Consider the following 22,769-nt stretch of genomic DNA (forward strand, 5'->3'; position numbering starts at 1 on the left):
GTCATCGCGCGCCTCGCGGGATGACATCCCCCGGCGCCCACCAGAATGACTGCTCGTAATCGCGCCGCGCGGCCCGCTCCTGCCGGCGGAAGCTGACTCGGTAGTCCGGATCGACAAGGGTTTGCAACTGATCGAACAGCACCCGGTCCACGGCAAGCCGCGTGTACCAGGTGCCCGGATCGTAGCGCCGCAGCGTGCGCACGACCTCGGCGCCGAAGGTCGTATCGGCGCCCTCCATCAGGCGCCGCAGCTGCACCGAAGACAGCCGGGCCACATCCTCGGCGACGCCGATCACCGGGCCTGCCAAATCCGAGACGAAGCTGCGGCCGGTGCGAGAACTGCTGGCGTTGATGAGATCGCCATACACACCCAGAGAGCCCGACTGGAGGCCCGAGCGCGCCCAGAAGGCTGCGGAGCCCATGCTCTCCGGCTCCCTGCCGGCCAGCAGGCTCTTGGCCTGGATGGCCGCAGCGCCGGCGAAGAGGTTGAACAGGACGAATGCGGCGCCGTTCCAAAAGCGCGTTTCGATCGGCCCCTGCGTTGCGATGCGCATGAGGTGGGTCGCGATCATCGTCACCGAGAAGCTTTTGAACATGGTCGCGCTGCGGACCATTTCGCCCCAGAATGTCCCCGCCGTCGTGCCGCCGGTCATCACCGCCCTGATGCGGGCGTCCGGCTCCAGCACGGCAAAGGCCCGTTCTTCGATGATCGCGCCGAGAAGCTTCTCCGCGAGCGCCCGGTCGGCGATGGCCTCGATGTCGAGGAAGGTGGCGCCCTCGACCACTAGCCCCTTGCCTGCGCGCATCGCGTCCCATTCAGCGGCGCTGATCTGGTGCCGATCGAGGAAGTTGGCGAGCGGTCGGTTGACCTCTGCGAGCTCGTCCAGCGAATGGCCGGCGTGGTCGGCAAGATGGCCGAGGAACTCCATGCTGAAAGTGCGCTTCATCAGGTCGGTCCAATAGGCGAGGCCTTGCGCCCGGATCACGACATTCGCCATGGCGCGCAGCACCTGCGGCCCGGCAACCTCATCGGTGAAGCGGGTGAAGCCGTGGGCGAAGTCAATCGCCGCGTGCGCCGTCAGATTGAGCCGCGCCGCGAGCACCTCGCTATCCGCGCCACCGGCAATCTCGCGCAGCGCGCCGCTGAGGATCCGGCCCGGCGCCATGCCGACGTGAGAGGCGGCGAGCGCCGCAGTGACGCTGTCGCCCGGCACGGCGGAAATGACCGCCCCGCCGAGCTTCGCCGCCACGTTGATGCTGCGCAGCCCGCCAAAAAGTCCCTGCATCAGCGGCCCGTCGACCGCGTTCGCGCGTCCGGTGAGCACGTCATAGGTCCGCTCGGCGACGGCACGGCTTTCGAGCATCCGAACCGGATTCATCCGCTGAAGTCGCGAGAGGCCTGCCTCCTCTTCGCGAAGCAGAGGCAGGGCGGCGCGCATGATCGCCCCATGGTTCGGCCCGACGACCTCAGCAAGGGCGATCTCGGTCGACATCCGCTGAAGGTGGCTGGTCAGCATTCCGAGGATGTTCTCGCCGCTGCCGAACTGATCGCTAAGCCGCAGCCACGCCTCGGCACCGGCCTCGCCATCGGTGAACTGAAAAGTGCGCTGCTCCGGCGCGAAAGCTTTCGAGCTGCTGTCGCCGATGGTGATGTCCCGATAGGCTCGCTCCAGTACGAAGTCGGTGCGGCCCGCCGCTGCCGGTCTGCCGGTGTCGCGATCCCAAAGGGTGAGGCCGCCGCGCTCAACCTCGGCCTTGAACGCCCGGGCGAACTCCTCCTGGCTGAACCGGCGGACACGCAGGCTGTCCCATAGTTGAGGAAGCCTCCAGTTCTCATTCACGGGCATGTTCCGCCCCGCGGCGGTCACACGGTCGACGGCCTCCTTCGTCGCCACCGTCCAGCCGCGGGCGGCCGCCTTGGCGACCTGATCGGCGGTGTCGACGCCGAACACCTCGCGCACCATGTTCCGGACGCTGGCGATCTGCTGCCCGGACTGTCCGAGGATGCCGGGAGCCAGCTTGCGCAGCGCGTCGTCGAAGCGTCGGAACAATTGGGCGCTGACCACTTCGGCCTTGGTGGCGACATTCTCGCCGCCGGTCTCCCAAAGGTCGCGGGTCAGCATAGCCATCAGGCCAGCGGCCCGGCCCTTCGGGTGCTCCAGCACGCGCCGCTCGGCATTCGCCCAGGCTATGGCCTGCTTAGCGGTGTCGTTCCGCAGCTTCCGGGCGCCGGCCTCAACGGCCTTGGCGGTGGCAAGAGCAGCCGCGGCATCGGCCTGCGCCGGGCCCATCGTTCGGCCGAACTCTCCGCGCGAGCGCTCATAGAGCCCCATCGCCTCCTCGCCGATATCCTTGGAGACGATGCCGGTCGCGACCAGCTTGGCGACGCAATCCGCAATGCTCATCAGGGCATCTCCGGCTTGGGCATGGCGCACGCCGAGATCTCGCGCGCGGCGGCGAGGCGGGCCTCGGCTTCGTCGAGGAGATCGTCGACCGAACGCATGACCGGCTCGAGCTCGCCCCGCTCATTCAGCCGCTCGCCGACAGGCACCTGCCGGTCACCCATCATTCGAAGCTTGTCGAAGTCATTCGCCACCACGTCATCGGTTGTGGACGCGGCGCGAGCGGCGGCGATCTTCGCAGGCGTCAACTCATCAGAAAGAGCCGCAATCTGTTCGTGGCGCGGCTCGCCGGCTACAGTGCTGCCGGCCTGCGAGGCGGGGGAGCTGTGTGAGCCCGCTTGGAGACCGCCGGGGCTCTCAGTCCTACCTCCGGCGCGCAGGCTGCCTTCCAGCCGCGCGGCTTCCGTTCCCGGCAGCGTTGCGGCCATCGTGCGCGGGCGCAGCAGCAATTCATCGAGGATCGCGCCGGCTTCGTCATCGGTCGAGGCGCGCACGATGGCCGCGGCGATGGCGGCGGCATCGTCCTTCGGCATCTCGTACCCGACCTCGCGGGCAAGGCTCTGCACACGCTTCCGGGTTTCCTCGACATGATACGCAACGCGGGCACGCTGCTCGCCAACCGGGTTCGCTCGGCCGGGCGACGGTTCGGCGATAGGCTGCGCGCGCTGCGCCTCCAGCCGGCGATCCACCAGCAATTCCGTCAGCTCGCGCAGGCGAGCGTCCACCTCGTCCGGCGCCGCGGTCATAATCCGATCCGCGATCGCCTGGGCATCATCGCGAGCGAGACGGATGCCATAGCCTTCCTGCGCCAAGCGGGACACGGCGCGGCGCAGCTCGGTCCCGGCGCTGGCTTCCCGGCTCGCGGCGCGGGTCTCTGCGGCGGTGCGACGGGCCGGCAGTTCTGCGTCGGCGCGGTCCAGTTTCGCGCGCTCTCGGGACAGGCGGCGGCCGGCGGTGTCGAGCGCGTTCTCGCGCGAGCGCAGCGCCCGTTCCAGTGCTTTGATCTCCTGCCGCAGTGAGCCGGCAAGACGGGCATCGACGGGCGCGGTGGCGGCGATCGTGTCGAGGATGGTAAGGCGCTCGCTCTCCAGCGCCACGCGCCGCTCGGCGGGCAAGCTGGCGGCGGTAAGGTCGCCCTCAATGGCATCGAGACGAGCCTGCGTCTCCGGATCGGTCGGCGGCCGCGCCTCAGCGAGGCGGGCGCGGGACCGCTCCAGATCAGCGCGCAGGCCGTCCACCTCTTCGCGCAGCGCCTGCACTTCGGTGTCGCGGCCAGTGAGAGCCGCGCGGCGCGCCGTCAGGCTGGTGGCGTCGGTGTCGAGGGACTGACGGGTCGCGCCGAGTTCGTCCCGCGCCGCCTGGGCGGTCGCTCGGATATCGGCAAGCTGAACCTCGCTCAGGCGCTCGACAGTGCCCGGCAGGCGGGCGCCCTCGCGCTCGATTGCCGCAACCGATTCCTGCGCCCCACGGGCGGCCGCGCGGGCTTCCATGACGGGTGCAAGGCGCGCTTCATAGCCGCGCAGCAGGTTCGGCGTGACCGTCTCGCTGACGTCCACCGGACGGCCCGTAACCAGCGCGTCGATGGCCGTCTGCAGCGCCGTGCGGTGCGCGACTTCGCCCTCGATGCCGGGCAACACATTGGTGTCTCCGACCTGGCCTTCGGACGCGACCACGTTGCCGGCGTCGCGGATCGAGCGCGGCCAGGCGCCCGTCTGCACGCGCGTCCAAACTGCCCCGAGCGCCTTTGCACCTCCGCCGAGCACGCCGCCGGCAAGGGCGGCGTGCCCTATATTCTTCAGTGGCTCGCCGGACGCACCGTAGCCTGGGGCAACCCGCTCCTTGTACGCCGAAGTGATCGCCTCAATGCCAAGCTGCGTGCCGCCGGTGATCCCTGCGGTTGCGAGCGCGGTGCCGAGGATTCCTAGCGACATCGGCGCGGCAAGCGGCACCGTGATGAGGTTGACAGGATCCAGCGCGCCAGCGGCTACGCTGCCCAGTACATTGCCAGCAGTCGAGCCCCAGGTCTGCTCGCGGCCGGCCATGCGCTGCTGCGCTTCCCGCGCCGCGCGGCTGCGGGCAAGCCCCATTTCGTCGAGATCAGCGTCGGTGAGGGGCTTCAGCCCCAGGTCCGGAAACTTCGGGGCGAGTTGGGCAATCTGGGCGTTCATCTGCTCCAGCGCCGCAGCACCGCCGTTGAGGGCCGGATTCACCAGCGTCACCCCGCTGCGCTGGCGGATACGGTCCACGAACTCTTGCACCCCCTCCATCCGTGCCCGGCTCTGAGCATCCGAGTTGCCGAACTCGATCCCGGCGCGCCATGCAGCCTCGAAGCTTTCCGAGAACGTCGCCGGAAGGTCCTGAGCGAGATGCTGGCGGGCGAAGGCGATATCGGCGGCGGTGCTGCCGGCGAAGACGTCGAGCGTCATCGGGCGCCCCCCGTCCAGAAGTCGCCAAAGCGCTGGCCCCCATAGACGCCGCGAGGCGCGACGACAGGCGCAGGCTGGCGGTCGCGCAGGTCGAGCATGAAGGGCTGACCGTCACGGACCGCGTAGGACGGCCGGGCCGGATCCCGATTGAGCCGGACGAAATAGCGCCCCTGGCCGATCGTCTCCAGCGAAGCCGAGTTTCGGAGGTACTCCGGCGTCACCGCCGAACCCGACAGCGTGGAGACGCCGGCGAGATCGGCCTCGGTGATGCCAGACAGGATGCCGTCGAAGTCGCGTTGCGACATGCCCCGCTCGGGCGCGATCAGTGGGCTACCGCTGTGTGAAAGAACGCCGCCGCTGATGTCTTCGACGGCGCGCTGCAGCCGGTTCTCGTCGAGCCGGCCTGTCGTGTCGCCCACCGTCGCGGACAGGTCGGCGTAGCGGGCGCGAACTGCCTCGCGCAGCACGGCGTAAGGTCCCGTCTCGCCGGTGCGGCTGTTCGAGCCGAAGGCCGTGGCCGGCAGCGCTTTGTCGAGACCCTCGCGGAATGCCTCGCCCTCGGTGCCCGCTTTTGGCGCATAGCGTGGCTCGGCGGCAACGTCCGGGTCGGCAGGCATCAGCCCGCCGGCAAAGCTGGTCAGCGCGGCGGCCGGCCCCTTCTGCCCCAGCGCCGCCCATGTCGACATGCGCACGCCTTCGGGCAGCGCCTGCGTCAAGTCGGCGGCAAGCCGGACCTTTGCAGTCGGATCAGGCCCATCGAGCACGGACTGCACCGCGGCGAGGTCACCCGGCCCAAGGACGGACAGTGGCCGCGTGCCGTACAACTGAGCCCCGAACTGCACCATCGCGGCGCGTTGGCGCAGGGCGTCCTGGAACTTCGCGCGGTCCGTTATATCCAGTGGCGCGGGCGCCTTGAACCGTTCGGGAAACCGCTGGGCCACAAGCGCGACGGGATCACGCTCGAGCCCGGAGATCGTCGAGTCGCGGACCTCCGTCGCGTCCTTGATCCATGCCGACTGGCCAGGCGAGAGCAAGCCCGCGCTACCGGCCTGCTGCAGGGTCGAGACCGCTGCATCCTGCTCGGTCAGGCTGGACTGGCCGAGCTCGCGGCTTAGGTCGTGTCGAGCCAGCCGATCACCGAGGTCTTCGAGCACGTTCTCATCACCGGCCAACCGCGCCGCGCCGATAAGATCGGACAGCGCCGAGGGGTCCGGACGAATGCCGGCGTCGAGGTCGCTACGAATTCTTGTCCATTAACGATCGACGGATTTGCCCAGCTCGTCCTGCATCCCGCGCGCGAGCGGCAGATCGGGCGCGCCGGCAACGGCTTGCGCCTGCTTAAGGCGGTTTTCCCAGCCGTGCGCGCCGCGCGGATTGGCGGCGGACCATCCCTGTGGCCGCTCGTAGCCGGCGAAGGCAGCGGTCGCCTCTTCGACCGTCTTCGAGCTCCTCAGTGCCGCGAGCGCGCCGGCTTCGTTCGTCTTCAACTCCTCGACCACGAAACCGAGCTGCGTCCGCAGGTCACTGGCGTTGCCGCCAGTCCGGTTCGCATAGGCCACGAGCGCCCGCGCGCGATCGCCGTTCCATTGGGCGATCCCGATGCTATCGGAGCCATCCCGCCCGTCATTCCGATTGCGGGCCCGCGTGTTCAGCCGGGATTCGTGAACGAGATTGCCGATGATGCCGGCGACCTGCTCGGGGGTGAGGCCAAGATCGGATTCGCGCAGGAAAACTGTCGCGGTCTGTACTGCGGCACTTCCCAGCGTTTCCTGAAGAGCGGCCGCCTGCTCACCGATTGGCAACCGGCCGAAATCGCGTAGCCGGTCCGCACGCAGCGCCGCCGCGTTCAGCCGCGCTGCGCCGGCCTGGTCGCCTGCTGCCCGGAGCTGGTCCGTCAGGCTGTCGATGGTGTCGGGTGCTACCCTGACGCCGCCGACCATCGCGTTCTGCGCCTCGCGCGCGGCTTGCCGGGCAAGGGCAAGGTCCTGCCGGCGGGCGGCCTCCTCGGCCGAGAGTTCCGATTTGATCTTGCTGGCATAGGCTCGCCGCTCTGCTGCCGAGAGGGGGATGTCGGGATTATTGATGATGTCGCGATCGACCACCTCGAGCGCCGCCCCGAGCGCGTCGCCCCCCTCTGCACGGTGAGCCGCATAGGCCTTCTGCGCAACGAAAAGCGTCGCCTCGGCCTGCGCATCACCCAGCGCGGCATTGTATCGGTAATCGGCCTTCTCGCGGGTCATAAGCCCGCCTGACACTGCGCTGTCGAGCACGGCACGCAGCTTCGCAAACCCCTGCTTGCCCGCCTCGCTCCCGAGTTCACCGCGCATGCCCAGCGCCGACAGGTCCGCGGTCGAACTGGCAATGGTGACGTCGATTGTCTCGGCCGTCGAGGCCCGATCGAGGCTGAAGCGGTGGTTGAGCGCGCGGCCGAACTCCGCGTCGCCGAACGAGCCCAGCGCCCTCTTTGCCGTATACACCAGATCGCGCGGTGCGCTGCCGAGCACGCCGTCGGAATATCCCTTCCACGCGGCCTGAAAGCCAACGGGGTCGTCCCGGAATTTTGCGCCGAGTTCCGTCGCTTTGGCGCGGATGGCGTTCTCCTGATCCGCCAGCGCGCCGGCCTTGCGAAGCTGCGCCTCGCGCTCGTGCATGTCCGCCCCAATGGCGGCCAGCCGCTCACCGGCCCGCGCCATCTGCAGCCACGACCCGGCCGCCGAGAAGCGGTCGCCATCGATCACGCCCGGCGACTGCGCCAGAACGCCGGTCTGGGGGATCGGAAGCCCGGTGCCCGCCATCTCAGCCGCGCCCCTCAGGCTCAACGTCCGCAAGCAAAGCGGCTTCCTGTCGAGCGATGTGGTCACGAAGCGTCATGCGGACGAAAGCCTCCACTGGCAAGTCGTTCGTCACAAGATCGAGCACCTGCCAGAGAGCGAGCGCCAGTTGGTCCGACGGATGGGCCGGGGAAATGGCGACCTCAAGAAGGAAGTCGAGGAGCCTCGCGTTCTCGCGCATGATAGCGACGGCCCGCTCGTCCACCGGTGGTGGCGCCAGTTTGGCGTCCCGCGCTGCGCGTCGGGCATCGAGCGTCGCAAGATCATCGCGGAACTTCTCGCGCACCGCCTGGACGCGAGGATCGAGCGATGCGGCGCAGGGGCTCGGGATATTTTCAGAATTGTCGAGGGGCGAAGGCCCACCCAGGGCGTCGATGCCCATTTTTACCCCCCCCGGGCTCGGCTGGGGTCTCGCTCGAAACAAGGGGTGCCCCGGGGGGTGCGCGGCCGAGCGATTGGCAGCCTGGGGCGGCATGGCGCGATCGGACTTGCGGGCCGGGTTGTCGATCATTGAAGGGCTCCTTCGACGGTCCGGCCTGCCAGGCCCGACGCGATAACGGGGATCGAATGAGACGATCGCCGGAACGCCGAAGGAGATCGGGTGCCGAGATCGCGTGCCGCCTGGCAGGCGACGTGAAGCTGATAGCGGGAGGATGTGCCACCTTCGCGAGAGGCGGCAACGCACTGGTCGTGCTGTACAGAAAACGCCGCCGAAAACGTCACATGGGGTTCGTGTGTTTCCAACGGCTTGCGGTTCGACATATCACCGTACAGAAAACAGTCTTATTCTGTACGGTCCGACGCTATGGTGACGACGTCAACGGGAGGACTTCACCATGCGCCGCGCTGCGATCTACGTCCGCGTGTCCACCGACGAACAGACCGTCGCGAACCAAGAGCGCGAGCTGCGCGATGTGGCAGCGCGCGCCGGCTGGGACATCGTGGAGGTCTACGCCGACCACGGCATCAGCGGCGCCAAAGGTCGCGACAAGCGGCCGGCTTTCGACAAGCTGTGCAAGGACGCGGCCCGCCGGCGCTTCGATGTGGTTATGTCCTGGTCGGTCGACCGCCTGGGTCGTTCGCTTCAGGATCTTGTCGGGTTCCTCGCCGACCTGCACGCGCTCAAGGTCGACCTTTTCCTGCAACAGCAGGGGATCGACACCACCACGCCGGCGGGTAAGGCGCTGTTCCAGTTGCTCGGCGTGTTCGCGGAGTTCGAACGGTCGATGATCCGGGATCGCACCAAGGCCGGGCTGGCGCGCGCCGTCGCCCAGGGAAAGTCGCTCGGCAGGCCGAAGACCGACGCGAAGACCGAACGCGCGATCCGCGATGCGCTCGCCGTCGGCGGTGAGGGCATGCACAAGATCGCACGCCGGCTCGGCGTCGGAACCGGCACCGTCCAGCGCATCCGGGCGGAGATGGCCGCCGCGGCCTGACGCTGCGCCCGCCATCACTCGTCGCCCCCGTCGCCGCCGTCTTGCCGCTGATCGTCGGCTGGCTGCACCAGCTCGCCGTCGATGACGCGCGCCCGGCTGCCATCGCCACCGCATCCGGACAGGTCGATCACGTAGCCAGGCGCATTCAGCGACACGCTGACAGCGGCGGTGTCCTGCGACACGATGCCGAACTGCCGAAGCACGGTGAGAGCGCCCTGGAGCTGCGCCGCCCGGTTGTCGCCGCCGAGCACTTGGACCAGCGCCTGGAACGCCTTAGGCAGCAGTGTAGAAAACATTTCGCCGGTCCGCTGGATGACTAAGGCCCGCAAGTGAGGCTTTTGCATCTCGCGATTGAAATGCTCGCGGGACAGCCCGGCCAATTCTGCCGCCGCTTTCTGCGTCGGAGCTTCGCCGGAGATGAGCGCATCAACGGCGCGACGCATACGGGCTGAGATGCGGGGCTTCTTCGCCGGTGGACGACGTCCTTTCGGCACGGTGATGTCGCTCTGATGTTCGCTCATGACGACCTCCTGCGCGTAACGCTGAGGTCGCCAGCAGGAGGGTTATCGCCGTCTACGCATATTCCTCCCCGCCCCAAAAGAGGGGGGGGATATATATACATAGTATATATAGCGACTTCCCGCCCGCAGACTTCCCGCAGCAATAACAATAACTTAGCGGTCGAGTTCCCGCAGTTTCCGCGACATCCCGCCCGCAACGATTTCAAGGACTTAGCGGAGAACTTCCCGCAACTTCCCGCACTCATTTTGCCCCCCGGATGATGGCCTTCACGTCGTGCCTATCGGGGCCCTTGACCTTGCCAACGACCACGGCGCCGGAGGCGAACAGGCGCTCCATGGCGGCTCTTAGCTCCTTCTCACGGACCCCCCTCGCAGGCGGCAGAGAGCGGAAGAACCGGGGCGCGAACCGCGGCGACTGCGGAGCGTCGCTGGCCGGACGGCCCTGTGCCAGCGCCATATCGATGCACGCCAGGAACGCGGCGTCGGCAGCGGTTGCGCGGGCATTCTTGGACAGGGGCGATTCGGGTAGTTCGCGGACGAACACACCATTGCGCCAGCGCAGGATCATCTCGTTGCCGCCAGGGCCATAATTCGACTTCTTGGAGGAAAGCGCGCGGAGGTCGCGATCCGCCTCCCCGCCATCCTCGCCGGCGGCCTCGGGCCGACTGAGGTAGAGCCGGCTGCGCACCGCATTGTTCCATGCCGTCGAACCCGAGGTGCCGCTGCCCGACGCTAGGCCCGCCTGCGACGGATGCCCGGCAAGGATGACGGCGCCGTTCATGCGTACCGCGAGGCCGCGGAACATGCTGACGAATTGCTGGACTTGCGGGCGCGAGTTCTCGTTGCCGGTGAATATGTTGTGTACGCTGTCGAACACCGCCAGCCGGGCACCGCTGTCGAGCACCGCCTCCTCTGTCGCCCGGAAAAGCGGCGTCGCTTCGCCTTTGTCCGTGACCCGGTTGAAGGACATCAGAGCATTGTCTTCTTCCTCCGCGCGGCTCACCAGCGTCACGCCACCGATCTCATCGAGTCCGCATTGCATCTCGGCGGCGATGTCGGTCCAGCGGCGCTGCAGTTCGTCGGCGTCGTCCTCACACAGAAACCCGAAGGCTCGACAGGGCTCAACGTCGGCCCCGACCCAACGCTCGCCGCGCGACACAGCGGCCATGAGCTGCAGCATGAGCAGGGTCTTGCCGAGGGCGCCGTCGCCGGAGAGCAGCGTGACGTTGCGCAGAGGCACCAGCTCCGGGACGATCCATTTGCGCTCCGGGACCGGCTTGTCGGCCCAGCTACGCGGATCGATCAAGCGGAGCGAGGAGCGAGGTCCTGCCGGCGGGCGAGCCCGCAAGTGGTCGTCCTCGAGTATTTGGGCCGCTGTGATGTAGTCGCCCCGCACGTCCATTCAGGCAGCCCTCTCAGCGGCCCGGGGCGCGAGGATGCGCTCGACGGCGACATGGGGAGAAAGCCGTGCGGCAAGTTCACGGGCATGCGCCGGATTCTCAGCCAGGATGCGCGGAGCGTCGGCAAGCCTGAGCGCGGCGCCGACCGGATCGACGATAACCAGCCCGTTGCGATCGTGTCGCAACCAGCTGAGGGCGTCGCGGAACACGCGCACGGGCCGGCCGGAGGCGAAGGTGGCCCGGTTCGCGATCATCCCCTCACCCAGCGTGGCGGCCGCACCGTCTCGTCGCGCAATGCGGCACGGCTCTCGGGTGGACCACGCCACAAGGTCGATGCCGACTTCCCAAACGTCGCGAACGAGCGTCACAAAGGCCGGTTCACCCTCGCCGTCGTGACGGGCCAGGCGGAAAAATCCCGTCGGCGAGAACACCACCGGCCAAGCCTTCACCTCGCGCAGCGCCCATTCCGTCGCGCCGTTCGAGCGCAGCATTTCGAGCTCCTCGCGGCTGGGCAGGGGCAGCGGGAGCCAGGAAAGCTCAGGATCCGGTGGTCGCCGATCCAGCGCGGCCAGCGCCTTCGTCATCTCGACTGTCAAATTCGTGAGGTCGGGCATCATCGCGCCATCTCCGCGGTCAGCACCGCCGCAAGCCATGCGTCACGGGCGCGTTCGGTCATCGGTGAAAGGTACGCAACCAGAGCGTTCTCGACGGCGCGCAGATAGCCCGCCAGCTCGTGTTCGAGCGGCGCGCCGTCCTCGACGCTCACGGTCAGCAGTGCCCTCGCGTGGGGATGTGGGATCAAGAGAACCGGCCCGGTGTCAGTGTCGACCGAAACCGTATGCACCTCCGGCTCCCCAGCGATGGCACGAACGTAACCGGCGAAGGTCGCCGGGCGAGGGCTAATGATCCCGATCACGTCGGCGGCAGCGACGTAGGGGAAAGCGCCCGCGACATCGTTGGGAGGAGCGAAGAACCGGAGGGGGCGACCTTTGCCCATGCTGTCGACCCACAACGGTTCGGTGAGCGGCGCTGTCATCGGGCGCCCTCCCCGTCGAGCAGGCCAAGCTCGCGCGCTCGCTCCTGCGCCGCTTGAAGTGCGGCAATCAGGTCGCCGATGAGGGAGGGACGGAGCGTAACGCCTCGCTTCGTGAATTGCGGGCGGGGACCGGATGCCGCGTCGATCAGGCGAAGATCTAAGTATGGGCGTCCTTCGTACTCGCACAGGCGCACGGCGAGGCATTCGCGAGCGTTCTTGCGGATCGTCGCCACGTCGGCGGGGAGCGCGGGGGCGGTCATCTGCGCCACCCCTCACGCGACCTTGCCGTTGCGGGCCGGCAGGCTTTCGAGCCACGCGGTTTCCGCCTCGACGGTGATGAGTGTGGCGCGGCCCAACTTCACCGCCTGCAGCGCGCCGGCGGCGATCAGGCTATAAACTGTTCTCTCGCTAATGCCGTTTCGTTGCGCGACTTCCGCGGGGCGAAAGCTGCGTTTCTCGGAGATCGCGTTCGGCTCCATGTCGGTGTCTCCAATCATGAGCGGGGGCGCTCGAATGATTTGAAAACTGCCGGCGCAATCCACTTAAGTCATTGTACTTATTGCGACATTTTACGACATATTGCGACATCCGCCCCTTCAGTCGCGGCCCTCCTCGATTTTCCTCATTTCACGAAGCAGCCGCCGGACGGCTGCATCCTCGGAAGCGCCCCCCGCTTTTTGAGCTTGTTGTCGGGCTGCCTGATGTTTGTTCGAAACGGTGCCGTTGCGCACCATCTCCAGCCCTTCGATGGCAAGGGCGTGGTCATTCGCATAGCTCTTGCCTCGGGTGCGGAGGGCCGAGACGGCAACCGGCGCGACGGCCGACGACGCCGGCCACAGCCAATCTATCGAGGCTTGGAGGATGACGAATTCCAGCGGCTTCGCGCGCGCATGGGTGCTGAAGCTCTCCCACCCGTGATTGAGATGCGGATATGCCAGAAGGGTGGAGCGCTCCCAGTCGATGACCGGACCAGCCGCCCAACTGCCCCAACGGTCGGATCGAACGGGAACCGCGAAGCGGATGATGAAATCCGGGCGCCTGCCGCCTGAAGGCCGGGAGCTGAACTTCAGGGCCCGAATGATGTCCTGCCGTGCCTGCTCCTCTGACATGCCGCGTTCATTCGCAACCCGGATCGCCTCGCTGGCCGTGAAGTAGGCGCTCATGTGCCTGCGGCCTCCGTCTGTTTGGGAGTTTCATTGCCAGACCGCGCCGGGGGCGCGGTGACGAACTTCGCCCACGCCGCCATCATCTCGCGCCGCTTCTCCAGCGCATCGCCGCGGCGGTACGCGCGCTCTACGGCGTCCCCGGAGAGATGCGCGAGCGCAGCCTCGGCGACCTCGCGAGGAAAGGCGGTGGCATCGCCAACCCAATCGCGGAAGCTGGAGCGGAAGCCGTGTGCCGTGAATTCTCCGCCTGCATGCCGGCGCAGCACCGCGGTCAACGTCATGTCGCTCAGCGGGCGGGAGTGCTTGGACGACGGGAAAACCAGCGCGTCGCCGTTGTCCCCCGCCGGTCGCAGTTGCGCGACTATATGCAGGATCTCTACCGCCCGGCTGGTGAGCGGCACGCGATGCTCGCGGCCCGCCTTCATTCGTTCGGCCGGGACCGTCCATAGCTCCCGCGCGAGGTCAATCTCCCGCCAACGCGCCTCCCGCACCTCGCCGGAGCGCGCGGCGGTCAATACGAGGAATTCGAGCGCCAGCGCGCCCATGCCGCGCACCAGCCGGAGCTTGCCGACGAATGCCGGCAACTGCGCCCATGGCATCGCCGGATGATGCCCACGCGCCAACTTCTTCGGCTTGGGCAGTATGACGGAAAGGTGGCCTTTCCACCTTGCGGGATTCGGCCCGGCGCGGTGCCCTGCCGCTGTCGCCGCGTCTAGCACAGCCTCGATGCGCCCGCGCAGGCGGGCCGCCGTCTCTGGTTTGTCGTTCCAGATAGCGGATAACACCGCCAACACGGCGGCGGTGTCTATATGATCGACGGGCTTATCGCGCAGCGAGGTGGAATACCCGTCCGCAGTCAGCCTCCCATCGCCGTCGCGCACGCGGGAGAGCGTCATGCGCCACTGTGCTTCGTGTTTGCTGTTGCGCCAGCTCGGCGCCATCGCGGCGATATGCGCGTCGGCGGCGTCGCCGAAGGTCGGCACCGACGACGGCTTTTCCGCCGCACGCTTTGCCTCCAGCGGGTCAATCCCATCGGCAAGCAGGCGGCGAGCCGCATCAGCCTTCCGCCGCGCTTCCGCGAGCGAAACGGACGAGGCCGGGCCCAAGCCCATCTCCCTCTGTTTCCCGGCGCGCTTGTAGAAAAATGTCCACCGCTTGCGCGATCCATTCGGGGCGATGGCGAGATAGAGCCCGCCGCCGTCCGCGTGCCGGCCAGGTTTGGTGCATGTCGCGACGAAGCGAGCGGACAGCCGATCTAGGGCCCGTGCCATGGCGAATCCCCGGCCCTAATGCGGGCCCTACCGAACCTCGCTTCATTGTAATGCAGAATGGCGCGCTTGGCTGCACCTCAGTGCAGAGAAGGCCCCAGCAATCCCAACGATTATCTTCGCTTTGATGCAGGCCGGTGCGCTTCAGTGCGGTGAGAATTGGCGGAAGAGGTGGGATTCGAACCCACGGACGGCTTGCACCGTCGCTGGTTTTCAAGACCAGTTCCTTAAACCACTCGGACACTCTTCCTTGCCGAAGCCGGGATCGCAGCTTGCCGGCGGCCTTTGGGTGATCCCGGGCCAAATTCCGGCTGCCGATCTTCGGCTCTTACGTTTCTCCATTCCCGCACGGGCGGCAAGCACATGCGGCCCCCCTTCCCTGCCGGACGTTCGGCAGGTGCGCCCTTGTTTCCAAACTCGGCGCGTTTGGCAAGTCGGTTCTGTCGCGCGGGTTCCGTCGGGGTCGTTTAGACGTGCGGTTCGAAGGCGTGAATGGCTGACGGGCGGGCGCTAGCCGTCATCCGGCTCACGGCCGGGGATGTTCCAGTTCGGGGATGTCCAGCTGGGCAGCTTCCAAGCCGGCTTCTGCCAGCCGCTCGGGGCCGTCGCGGCCGCGGGAGGCGATGCGGGCGGCGGTGCCGGGCGCGCTGGCGCGGGTGCCGACGCCGCGGCAGCCGGCTCTTCCGCTGACGGCGGCGGCGCGAGGCGCTCGGCTCGTTTTTTCAGATAGGCCGATGTCTGATCGAGGATGATCGATTCGACCACGGGATTGGTCGGCAGCTGGGCATGGGTGACGAACTTGGCACCCGACGCCCAGGCATCGATGTTGAGCGCGCCGCGCACATTGGCAAAGCCCGGGCCGTGGATGTTGATGCAGTTCGGCACCGGGCAGGCCGGCGGCGCCGGGGCCGCGTCGATGGTGATGATGAACGGCGCGGGCTGCCCGGCGGCGACAAGCTTGCGCGCGTAGCGCAGCGCCATATCGCCCCCCATCGAATGACCGATGATGACGTCCGGCACCAGCCCCTGCGTCTTCGTCATCAGGTGAGAATCGGTGCGGGTGCGGAAACCCTGCTGGCGCAGCGGCCGCGCCAGGGCCGAAAGCCCGATGTAGTCGCTTTCGACATAGACGCCGAGCCCGTCCAGCAGCAGCACCAGCGGCGGAGGCGGCGCTGGTGGAACGATCGCCGGGGCCGGTGAACTGCCGTTCTGGGTGATTCTGGCTTGAGCCGTCGCGCCGCCGGTCGGAAGCGTGACTGAAAGCCCGGTCAGAATCAGCGCTGCCAGCACGGGCCGAGCCCCGAAAGGTCTGGTCAGCGGAAAAGAAGTACGTCTCTGTCGTGTCACCGTGTCGCCAACGCCTCGAACCCTGCCCCACGGGGCAACTGGCGCGGAGCTAAGTCCGTCGCCAAGGCATTCTCAAGGCGCAGTCGAAAGTCGTTGTCAAACTTCATCCTGCCGCGCGCCGGGTGTGGGGTTACCCCCTGCCCGGCTGTGCGTTCAGAAAACGGCTCAGGCCGCGTGGCGCCAGCCCGGATTATGAGGCTGCAGGCCGCACGCCGCCGACCAGGTCTTGAACGCAACCCAGGCCTCGGCCTTCTGCGGGGTCGTGCGCGCAGATTCCATCTGCGTGAGCAGCATCTCGGCATAACGACCGAGATGGTCGTGGCGCAGCGACCGGATCAGGTCGACAGCACCGTCGAGCGATGTGATCTCAATATCCTCGCTGCCGATGCGCAGCACGAGAGGGGATGTGAACGTCTCGGTGAGTGTCGTGGTCATGGCGCGGAATCTCCTGTTGGCACTGGCCCTGCCGATGTTCCGTTTCTGCGGTTCGCCGCTTCTGGCGCCGAAATGACACTGTCAATGCGAATTCTGCTTTGACATGAATCACCTTACACCACGCCGATGACGCTTTGGACACACCTTTCAGTGAAATGCACTGGAAGATTGCCATGAAGAATATGGCACATCGGATATGGAATTTGGCATTCCAACGACTTGGCCAAAGCCCCGCGCGGCAATTCCACTATTCTCGGTGGCATGCCACCACTGTACATGCCATGCGTCAGTTATTTTGGCGATGACGACACCACCCGCCCCGCTGTCCCGGTTCATGTTCTGGAATACATTAGGGATGCGGAGCGCATAAATGACTGTAAACATAATCAATACATGATCATTTAAAAATATTTCGCATATGCGAAGCGTTATCCACCTTCCATGCTGCTTTGCAGCGCATAATACCTATTGCCTATTAGTTGATACTTCATGTTACGTTGCGCTCGGACGGCGAAAAGACCGTCCTGAGGAGGAAACGCCATGAACATCCGTACCCAGATCGCCGCGGTCGCCGCGGCGATGACGCTGGTGAGTGTCGCACCGAGTTTCGCGCAGGACGAGGCACCCCACGTCAAGCCGGTGACCGCCTATGTGCAGAAGAACGTCGAGCCCTGGCTCAACAATCCGGTGATCATCGCGGCCATCATCGAGTCGAACAAGAAGCATGCCCGCCTCATGCAGACCGACATCAACGACCTCGACGCCAAGTGGAAGGCGAAGGATCAGGCGTTGCGCGACAGCACCATGAAGAACGACGCGGCAGCGTTCCTCGTGGAGAAGAAGGACGCGTCGGGCGGCGTCATCACCGAGGCTTTCGTCATGGATAATCGCGGCCTCAACGTCGCGCAGACCGACGGAACCTCCGACATGTGGCAGGCCGACGAGGCCAAGTGGCAGAAGACCTACGGCGTCGGCCCGGGCACCATCTTCGTCGACAAGGTCGAGGAAGACGGCGGCAAGCAGATCGCCCAGGTCAGCGTCACCATTTCCGACAAGGACAAGGCGGTCGGTGCCATCACCATCGGCATCGATGTCGACAAGCTGAAGTAGGCCGGCACTCACGGTTAAGCCGACATTCGACGGTCTCTCCCGGATATCGGCGGGGCGGCATCAGCCGCCCCTTTTTTTTGCCCGCGCGGGCCATCGACCGCAGCGAGCGCTTCGGTTAAATCTGCCGCGCCGGGCCAAGCTGAGGAGATGACGCGATGTTTCTCGCCATGAACCGTTTCAAGGTCAAAAAGGGCTCGGAGGCGGATTTCGAAACCGTCTGGCGCGAGCGCGACAGCCAGCTCACCAGCGTGCCGGGCTTCGTCACCTTCAGCCTTCTTCGCGGGCCGGACCGCGAGGACCACACGCTCTATGCCTCGCACACCATCTGGAATTCCAAGGCCGATTTCGAGGCGTGGACCCGCTCCGAGGCATTCCGCGCCGCTCACCGCAATGCCGGCACCAACAAGCCGCTTTATCTCGGCCATCCCGAGGTCGAACTGTTCGAGAGCGTGATCGAGCTGTCGATGGACGACAAGGCGGCCTGACACGCCGTCGTCAGGGTCTGGCCGGCCTGCCCCGCCGCACCGCGCGGGTCAGGCGCGCGCGGCAGGATTGCGGTGGCCGTAGTTGACGGAACCGGCGCGCTCCAGTAACGCCTCGCGATCCTGAAAAAGCCGGGCTCCGACCGCACATGGCGACTTTCGCGTCCTCCGACGCCTTCAACGACGCACGCAACGGCGCGCCGCGCATTTCCTTTGTCTCGCTCGGGTGCCCGAAGGCTCTGGTCGACAGCGAACGCATCGTCACCAGCCTGCGCTCGGAGGGCTATGAGCTCTCGCGCCGCCATGAGGGCGCCGACCTCGTCATCGTCAACACTTGCGGCTTTCTCGACAGCGCCAAGGCCGAAAGCCTCGCCGCCATCGGCGATGCGCTCAAGGAAAACGGCAAGGTGATCGTCACCGGCTGCATGGGCGCGGAGCCGGAGCAGATCCGCGCCGTGCATCCCGGCGTGCTCGCCGTCACCGGCCCGCAGCAATATGAAAGCGTTCTTGCCGCCGTTCATCAGGCGGTCCCGCCGCAGCACGATCCGTTTGTGGATCTGGTGCCCCCGCAGGGCATCAAGCTCACGCCGCGACACTACGCTTACCTCAAGATTTCAGAGGGTTGCAACAATCGGTGCACCTTCTGCATCATCCCCAAGCTGCGCGGCGACCTGGTCAGTCGCCCGGCGGCGGATGTGCTGCGCGAGGCAGAGAAGCTGGTCGCGGCCGGGGTCAAGGAGCTGCTCGTCATCTCCCAGGACACCTCGGCCTATGGCGTCGACACGAAATACGCGCCGAGCCTGTGGAAGGACGGCCAGGGCCATGAGCGGGAGGTGCGCACGCGCTTTCTCGACCTCGCCCGCGAACTGGGCACCCTCGGCGCCTGGGTTCGCCTGCACTATGTCTACCCCTATCCCCATGTCGACGAGGTCATCGGGCTGATGTCGGACGGGGTGGTGCTGCCCTATCTCGACATTCCGTTCCAGCACGCCTCACCCAGCGTCCTGAAGCGCATGAAGCGCCCGGCGGCGCAGGAGAAGACCCTCGCCCGCATCCAGGCGTGGCGGGCCGCCTGCCCGGATCTCACCCTGCGTTCCACCTTCATCGTCGGCTTCCCCGGCGAGACCGAGGCGGAATTCCAGGAACTGATCGACTTCCTCGACGAGGCTGAACTCGATCGCGTGGGCTGCTTCAAATATGAGCCGGTCGCCGGCGCCCCCGCCAATGAGCTGGGCGCCGCGATTGCGGAAGAGGTGAAGCAGGAGCGCTGGGAACGCTTCATGGCCGTGCAGCAGCGCGTCAGCGCCCGCCGGCTCAAGCGCAAGGTCGGCACCCGCCAGCAGGTGATCATCGATTCCGTCGGCCCGACCGTCGCCGTGGGGCGCACCAAGGCCGATGCTCCGGAAATCGACGGCGTGGTCCATGTCGCCTCGCGCCGGCCGCTGCGGGTTGGCGAGATCGCCACCGTCAAGATCGAGCGTGCCGACGCGTACGATCTTCACGGCATGGCGGTGGGCTTCTGAACCGCTGGCCCCAAGTCGCGCACTGGCTCCGTGTCGCGCAATGGTGCTTCCGGTAGGCTCAGAATACGCTGCAGCTCCTCGGCGGGGATAATGCTCTCATCCACCGTCGGCCAGGCGAGCGTGGCCGTGTAGGCCAGCGTCACCGAGAACGCCAGGGAGAAGGTCAGAAGGCTCACGATGAGCTGTTGCCGTCTGCCGATATGGAGAGCCGCCAGCCCGATCTGCGACAGGATACCGAGCAGCACGACCACGAAGCCGCGGTGCGGGGCAAGATCGGCGTGGAGAATGAAGTAGCGGTCGGTGCGCAGCCGCCGCAGCTCCGCCTTTCCGGCCATCAGGGCCGATCGGATGTGCGGGGCGGCGGCGCCCTGCGCCTCGGCCTGTGCGATGGCGACGACCACGCTGTCCATCGCGGCGACCACGACGGGCGCCGGTTCGACCCAGCCCTGGTTCCATTCATTGGCCGACAGGTTCCGGGCATAGGTGCGCAGCGCATCGTCGACGCCCTGGCAGGGCTGCCCGCACACGCCCGTCAGATCGAGCATGGCGTCGATGCTCTGGGCCTCTTCCAGAACGGTCTGGGCGTAATGGGTTTCCCGGTTCCAGATGTCGCCGATCATGAAGGCGAGAAACAGCGAGAACGGCAGTGTCAGCGCACCGAGATAGGTGGGCGAGAATAACTTCGGATCCAGCCAGGCAATCATGGACGGGCGCATCGCCACGTAATAGGCGATGCCGCCCGTCAGCAGCGGGCCAAGGAAGACGAGGCTGACGAACAGCCAGAACTCGTCGACAACCAGCTGCGTCCAGGTCATGGCTCCCGTGCTTCCTCAGGGCGTGAGAAGGTCGCGCAGCGTGGCTTCGATCACCTTGGTGGCGGCCTGCAGGTCCGAGATGCGCACATGCTCGTCGGCGGCATGGGCATTGGCTTCAAGGATCGAGCGCGGCCCCGCGCCGTACAGAATGGTCGGCACACCGGCCGCCGTGTAGTGCCGAGCATCGGTGTAGAGCGGCACCGCGGTCGCGGGCGGCACTTCGCCCAGCACGTCCGCGGCATGCTTCTGCACGATCTCCACCAGCTTCTCGGTGCCGGGAAGCGTGCGCAGCGGCTCGGCGAGGATGATCCGGCGGCATTCGATCTCGATGCCGGGCCGGCCCTCGACCGAGGCCTCGATCAGCTTCGTCAGCTCCTGCTCGACGGTGACGCCGTCTTCCTCCGGCGTCAGCCGGCGGTCGATGCGCATGGCGATGCGGTCGGGCACGACGTTGGTGTTGATGCCGCCCGAGATCAGCCCCACCGTGATCTTCGGCGAGCCGATGCCCGGCGTTGCGCTGGTGATGCCGTAGAGCCGGCGACGCTCGGCATAGATCGCGTCGAGAATGTGCGAGGCCGCTTCCAGCGCGTCGGCGCCGGTTTCGGGCATGGCGGCGTGGGCCTGCTTGCCGCGCACCAGCACCTCCAGGTGTAGGCAGCCATTATGCGCGATGACGACGGCATAGGAGAAGCCGGCGGAAATCGCGTAGTCCGGCTTGGTGAACTCGTGCTCGATCAGCCATTTCGGGCCCAGGAAGCCGCCGGCCTCCTCGTCATAGGTGAAATGCAGCTCCACCGTGCCATTGAGCCCCTCAGGGCGCGCCTTCAGCGCAAGCAGGGCAAAGGCGTAGGTGGCGAAGTCCGACTTGGAGACGGCTGCGCCGCGCCCGTAGATCGCCCCGCCCTTTTCCTCGGCCCCATAAGGATCGAACGTCCAGCCCTGGCCGGGCGGCACCACGTCGCCATGGGCGTTGAGCGCGATGGTGGGGCCCTCGCCGCTGCCGAAGCGCTCCCGGATGACGAGATTGACCACCGACTTCATGCCGTAGGCCTTCACGAAGGGCTCGGGCACCGCGTGATGCTCGACCTTGAAACCGAGTTCCTCCAGCAGGCGACCGGCGATTTCCGCGTGGGGGGCGCAGTCGCCGGGCGGGTTGTCGCTCGGCACCCGCACAAGTGCCTTGAGGAATTCGACCTCGCGGGCCAGAAGCTGCGCGCTGTCGTCGTCGGGGAGGGTCACGTCTCTGCTCCGGTGGTATTATTTTCCAGATGCGGAAGGTTGAAGCGTTCGATGAACCGCACGAGCGCCGCCGCCGCAAGCCCCATGTCCAGGGGTGCGGCGAATTCCGCGGGATTATGGCTGATGCCGCCCCGGCAGCGCACGAAAAGCATGCCGATCGGACACAGCTTGGACATCGCCTGCCCATCATGACCCGCCCCCGAGGGCATCGCCACCGCGCGCCGGTCGACGTCGGTAATCGAGCGGCGCAGCCGAAGCTGCAGGTCCGGGTAGCAGGGAACGGTCGCCACCTCGTGGAAGGCGGAGATCACGACGCTGAGCTGGCGCTGGGCGGCGATGCGGTGCGCCTCGCGCTCGAAACGGGTCAGCGCGTCGCGTCGCGAGGTGTCGGAACCCGAGCGCAGGTCCACGGTGAACACCACGCGCGAAGGGATGACGTTGACCGAGCCGGGATCGATGTGCATCCGTCCGACGGTCGCGACCATGCCGTGGCGGTCCGCCTTGGCGATGCGCTCCACCGCCAGCGCCATTTCGGCCGCGCCCAGCAGCGCGTCGTGGCGCATGCGCATCGGCACGGTGCCGGCATGGCCGGCCTCGCCGGTCACGGTCACCGAGAGCCGCGACGCGCCGGCGATCGCGGTCACCACGCCCAGCGGCTCGTTTTCCGCCTCCAGCACCGGCCCCTGCTCGATATGGGCCTCGACATAGGCGATCACCTTGTCGGGGTCGTAGGCGGCGGCGGGAATGTCGTCGGGATTCTTGCCATAGGCGATCAGCGCGTCGCGGTAGCTGATGCCGTCGGCGTCGCGCATTGTCAGGTTGGCGGGCGAAAAGATGCCGGCCACGGCGGCCGATGCCGACAGCGTGGTGGGAAAGCGCGTGCCTTCCTCATCGCCGAAGGCCAGCACGTCGATGCCATAAGGACGGCTGAGGCCGACGCGTGTCACCGCCTCCAGCGCCAGTATGGCGAGGATCACGCCCATGCAGCCGTCATATTTGCCAGCTTCGGCGACGGTGTCGATGTGGGAGCCGATGAGCAGGCGCGGCGCTTCCTCGCCGGCGGGGTGCCAGTGGCCCCGCACCGTCCCGAGCGCGTCCTCGGTCACGTCGAGCCCGGCCTCGCGCATCCAGCGGCCGACGAGGTCGGCGGCGCGGCGATGTTCCGGCGTCAGGAAGAAGCGGGTAAGCGTGTCGGGCGACTGTGAGATCGCACCGAGTTCCTCGATCATCGCCGCCGCGCGCTCACCCAGCGCGGCAATGTCCAGCGGAATGCTCATGGTGTCGATGCCGCGCCTCCGGGCAGGGCCAGCGGTCGATCCGCGCAGCTCCGCCC

At 66.9% G+C, this 22,769-nt stretch carries 22 protein-coding genes and 1 tRNA gene; 4 read left to right on the forward strand and 19 right to left on the reverse strand.

Features of this window, described 5'->3' with window-relative positions; genetic code table 11:
• Position 1: 1 nt before the first annotated feature.
• The 5 genes from G3A50_RS20385 to G3A50_RS20405 all read right to left on the reverse strand — a co-directional run bounded on the left by G3A50_RS20385 (position 2) and on the right by G3A50_RS20405 (position 8,169).
• Positions 2–2,404, reverse strand: coding sequence for a hypothetical protein (locus G3A50_RS20385; protein ID WP_163076944.1), 2,403 nt, complete (start codon positions 2,402–2,404; stop codon positions 2–4).
• Positions 2,404–4,827 (reverse strand): hypothetical protein, encoded by a 2,424-nt coding sequence (locus G3A50_RS20390; protein ID WP_163076945.1) that lies wholly within the window; start codon positions 4,825–4,827, stop codon positions 2,404–2,406. Before G3A50_RS20390 ends, G3A50_RS20385 begins: the two co-directional genes overlap by 1 nt.
• Complete coding sequence (locus G3A50_RS20395) at positions 4,824–5,981, reverse strand: hypothetical protein (protein ID WP_163076946.1); 1,158 nt, start codon at positions 5,979–5,981, stop codon at positions 4,824–4,826. Before G3A50_RS20395 ends, G3A50_RS20390 begins: the two co-directional genes overlap by 4 nt.
• Positions 5,982–6,080: 99 nt before the next feature.
• Entirely contained in the window at positions 6,081–7,688 is a 1,608-nt protein-coding gene (locus tag G3A50_RS20400; protein ID WP_163076947.1) for a phage tail tip lysozyme, read from the reverse strand.
• Positions 7,624–8,169 (reverse strand): hypothetical protein, encoded by a 546-nt coding sequence (locus G3A50_RS20405; RefSeq protein WP_163076948.1) that lies wholly within the window; start codon positions 8,167–8,169, stop codon positions 7,624–7,626. Before G3A50_RS20405 ends, G3A50_RS20400 begins: the two co-directional genes overlap by 65 nt.
• A gap of 325 nt (positions 8,170–8,494) precedes the next feature.
• Between G3A50_RS20405 and G3A50_RS20410 the strand changes: the two genes are divergently transcribed.
• On the forward strand, positions 8,495–9,094 hold the full coding sequence (locus tag G3A50_RS20410) for a recombinase family protein (RefSeq protein WP_163076949.1): 600 nt from the start codon (positions 8,495–8,497) through the stop codon (positions 9,092–9,094).
• 14 nt (positions 9,095–9,108) lie between these two features.
• Here G3A50_RS20410 and G3A50_RS20415 read toward each other — a convergent pair whose 3' ends face one another.
• The 11 genes from G3A50_RS20415 to G3A50_RS20465 form a co-directional block, all read right to left on the reverse strand.
• Complete coding sequence (locus G3A50_RS20415) at positions 9,109–9,615, reverse strand: hypothetical protein (protein WP_163076950.1); 507 nt, start codon at positions 9,613–9,615, stop codon at positions 9,109–9,111.
• A 241-nt stretch (positions 9,616–9,856) separates the two neighbouring features.
• Positions 9,857–11,017 (reverse strand): AAA family ATPase, encoded by a 1,161-nt coding sequence (locus G3A50_RS20420; RefSeq protein ID WP_246251934.1) that lies wholly within the window; start codon positions 11,015–11,017, stop codon positions 9,857–9,859.
• Positions 11,018–11,632 (reverse strand): hypothetical protein, encoded by a 615-nt coding sequence (locus G3A50_RS20425; protein ID WP_163076952.1) that lies wholly within the window; start codon positions 11,630–11,632, stop codon positions 11,018–11,020.
• Complete coding sequence (locus G3A50_RS20430; RefSeq protein ID WP_163076953.1) at positions 11,629–12,051, reverse strand: hypothetical protein; 423 nt, start codon at positions 12,049–12,051, stop codon at positions 11,629–11,631. Before G3A50_RS20430 ends, G3A50_RS20425 begins: the two co-directional genes overlap by 4 nt.
• On the reverse strand, positions 12,048–12,311 hold the full coding sequence (locus G3A50_RS20435; protein ID WP_163076954.1) for a hypothetical protein: 264 nt from the start codon (positions 12,309–12,311) through the stop codon (positions 12,048–12,050). The genes G3A50_RS20430 and G3A50_RS20435 overlap by 4 nt, the downstream gene beginning before the upstream one ends.
• Before the next feature lie 12 nt (positions 12,312–12,323).
• On the reverse strand, positions 12,324–12,530 hold the full coding sequence (locus tag G3A50_RS20440; protein WP_163076955.1) for a helix-turn-helix domain-containing protein: 207 nt from the start codon (positions 12,528–12,530) through the stop codon (positions 12,324–12,326).
• 117 nt (positions 12,531–12,647) lie between these two features.
• Positions 12,648–13,214 carry a hypothetical protein gene (locus tag G3A50_RS20445; protein WP_163076956.1) on the reverse strand — a complete coding sequence of 189 codons (567 nt, stop codon included), beginning with the start codon at positions 13,212–13,214 and terminating at the stop codon, positions 12,648–12,650.
• Positions 13,211–14,488, reverse strand: a complete 1,278-nt coding sequence (locus G3A50_RS20450) for a tyrosine-type recombinase/integrase (protein WP_163076957.1) — start codon at positions 14,486–14,488, stop codon at positions 13,211–13,213. Before G3A50_RS20450 ends, G3A50_RS20445 begins: the two co-directional genes overlap by 4 nt.
• A 157-nt stretch (positions 14,489–14,645) precedes the next feature.
• A tRNA-Ser gene (locus G3A50_RS20455) sits at positions 14,646–14,735 on the reverse strand.
• Positions 14,736–14,995: 260 nt separating this feature from the next.
• Positions 14,996–15,775, reverse strand: a complete 780-nt coding sequence (locus G3A50_RS22470; protein WP_210255182.1) for an alpha/beta hydrolase family protein — start codon at positions 15,773–15,775, stop codon at positions 14,996–14,998.
• A gap of 222 nt (positions 15,776–15,997) precedes the next feature.
• The gene (locus G3A50_RS20465) at positions 15,998–16,267 is read right to left on the reverse strand and encodes a hypothetical protein (RefSeq protein WP_163076958.1); all 270 of its coding nucleotides are present in this window, start codon (positions 16,265–16,267) and stop codon (positions 15,998–16,000) included.
• A 540-nt stretch (positions 16,268–16,807) separates the two neighbouring features.
• On the opposite strand from G3A50_RS20465, the gene G3A50_RS20470 reads away from it, so the two are divergent.
• The 3 genes from G3A50_RS20470 (at position 16,808) to rimO (ending at position 19,382) form a co-directional block, all read left to right on the forward strand.
• Complete coding sequence (locus tag G3A50_RS20470; RefSeq protein WP_163076959.1) at positions 16,808–17,377, forward strand: hypothetical protein; 570 nt, start codon at positions 16,808–16,810, stop codon at positions 17,375–17,377.
• Between the two features lie 155 nt (positions 17,378–17,532).
• Complete coding sequence (hmuQ, locus tag G3A50_RS20475; RefSeq protein ID WP_163076960.1) at positions 17,533–17,862, forward strand: heme-degrading protein HmuQ; 330 nt, start codon at positions 17,533–17,535, stop codon at positions 17,860–17,862.
• Positions 17,863–18,008: 146 nt separating this feature from the next.
• On the forward strand, positions 18,009–19,382 hold the full coding sequence (rimO, locus tag G3A50_RS20480; RefSeq protein ID WP_163076961.1) for a 30S ribosomal protein S12 methylthiotransferase RimO: 1,374 nt from the start codon (positions 18,009–18,011) through the stop codon (positions 19,380–19,382).
• On the opposite strand, the gene G3A50_RS20485 is transcribed toward rimO, so the two are convergent.
• From G3A50_RS20485 to G3A50_RS20495, 3 genes are read right to left on the reverse strand one after another with little or no spacing between them, the layout of a single operon-like run.
• Complete coding sequence (locus tag G3A50_RS20485; RefSeq protein WP_210255183.1) at positions 19,358–20,197, reverse strand: bestrophin-like domain; 840 nt, start codon at positions 20,195–20,197, stop codon at positions 19,358–19,360. The two genes, rimO and G3A50_RS20485, sit on opposite strands and share 25 nt — an antisense overlap.
• 15 nt (positions 20,198–20,212) lie before the next feature.
• Positions 20,213–21,436 carry an ArgE/DapE family deacylase gene (locus G3A50_RS20490; protein ID WP_163076962.1) on the reverse strand — a complete coding sequence of 408 codons (1,224 nt, stop codon included), beginning with the start codon at positions 21,434–21,436 and terminating at the stop codon, positions 20,213–20,215.
• Positions 21,433–22,713: an allantoate amidohydrolase gene (locus G3A50_RS20495; RefSeq protein WP_163076963.1), complete on the reverse strand. Its 1,281-nt coding sequence runs from the start codon at positions 22,711–22,713 to the stop codon at positions 21,433–21,435. The genes G3A50_RS20490 and G3A50_RS20495 overlap by 4 nt, the downstream gene beginning before the upstream one ends.
• Between the last annotated feature and the right edge of the window lie 56 nt (positions 22,714–22,769).

Origin of the sequence: Ancylobacter pratisalsi (genome assembly GCF_010669125.1) — a bacterium.
GTDB classification, from domain to species: Bacteria; Pseudomonadota; Alphaproteobacteria; order Rhizobiales; family Xanthobacteraceae; genus Ancylobacter; species Ancylobacter pratisalsi.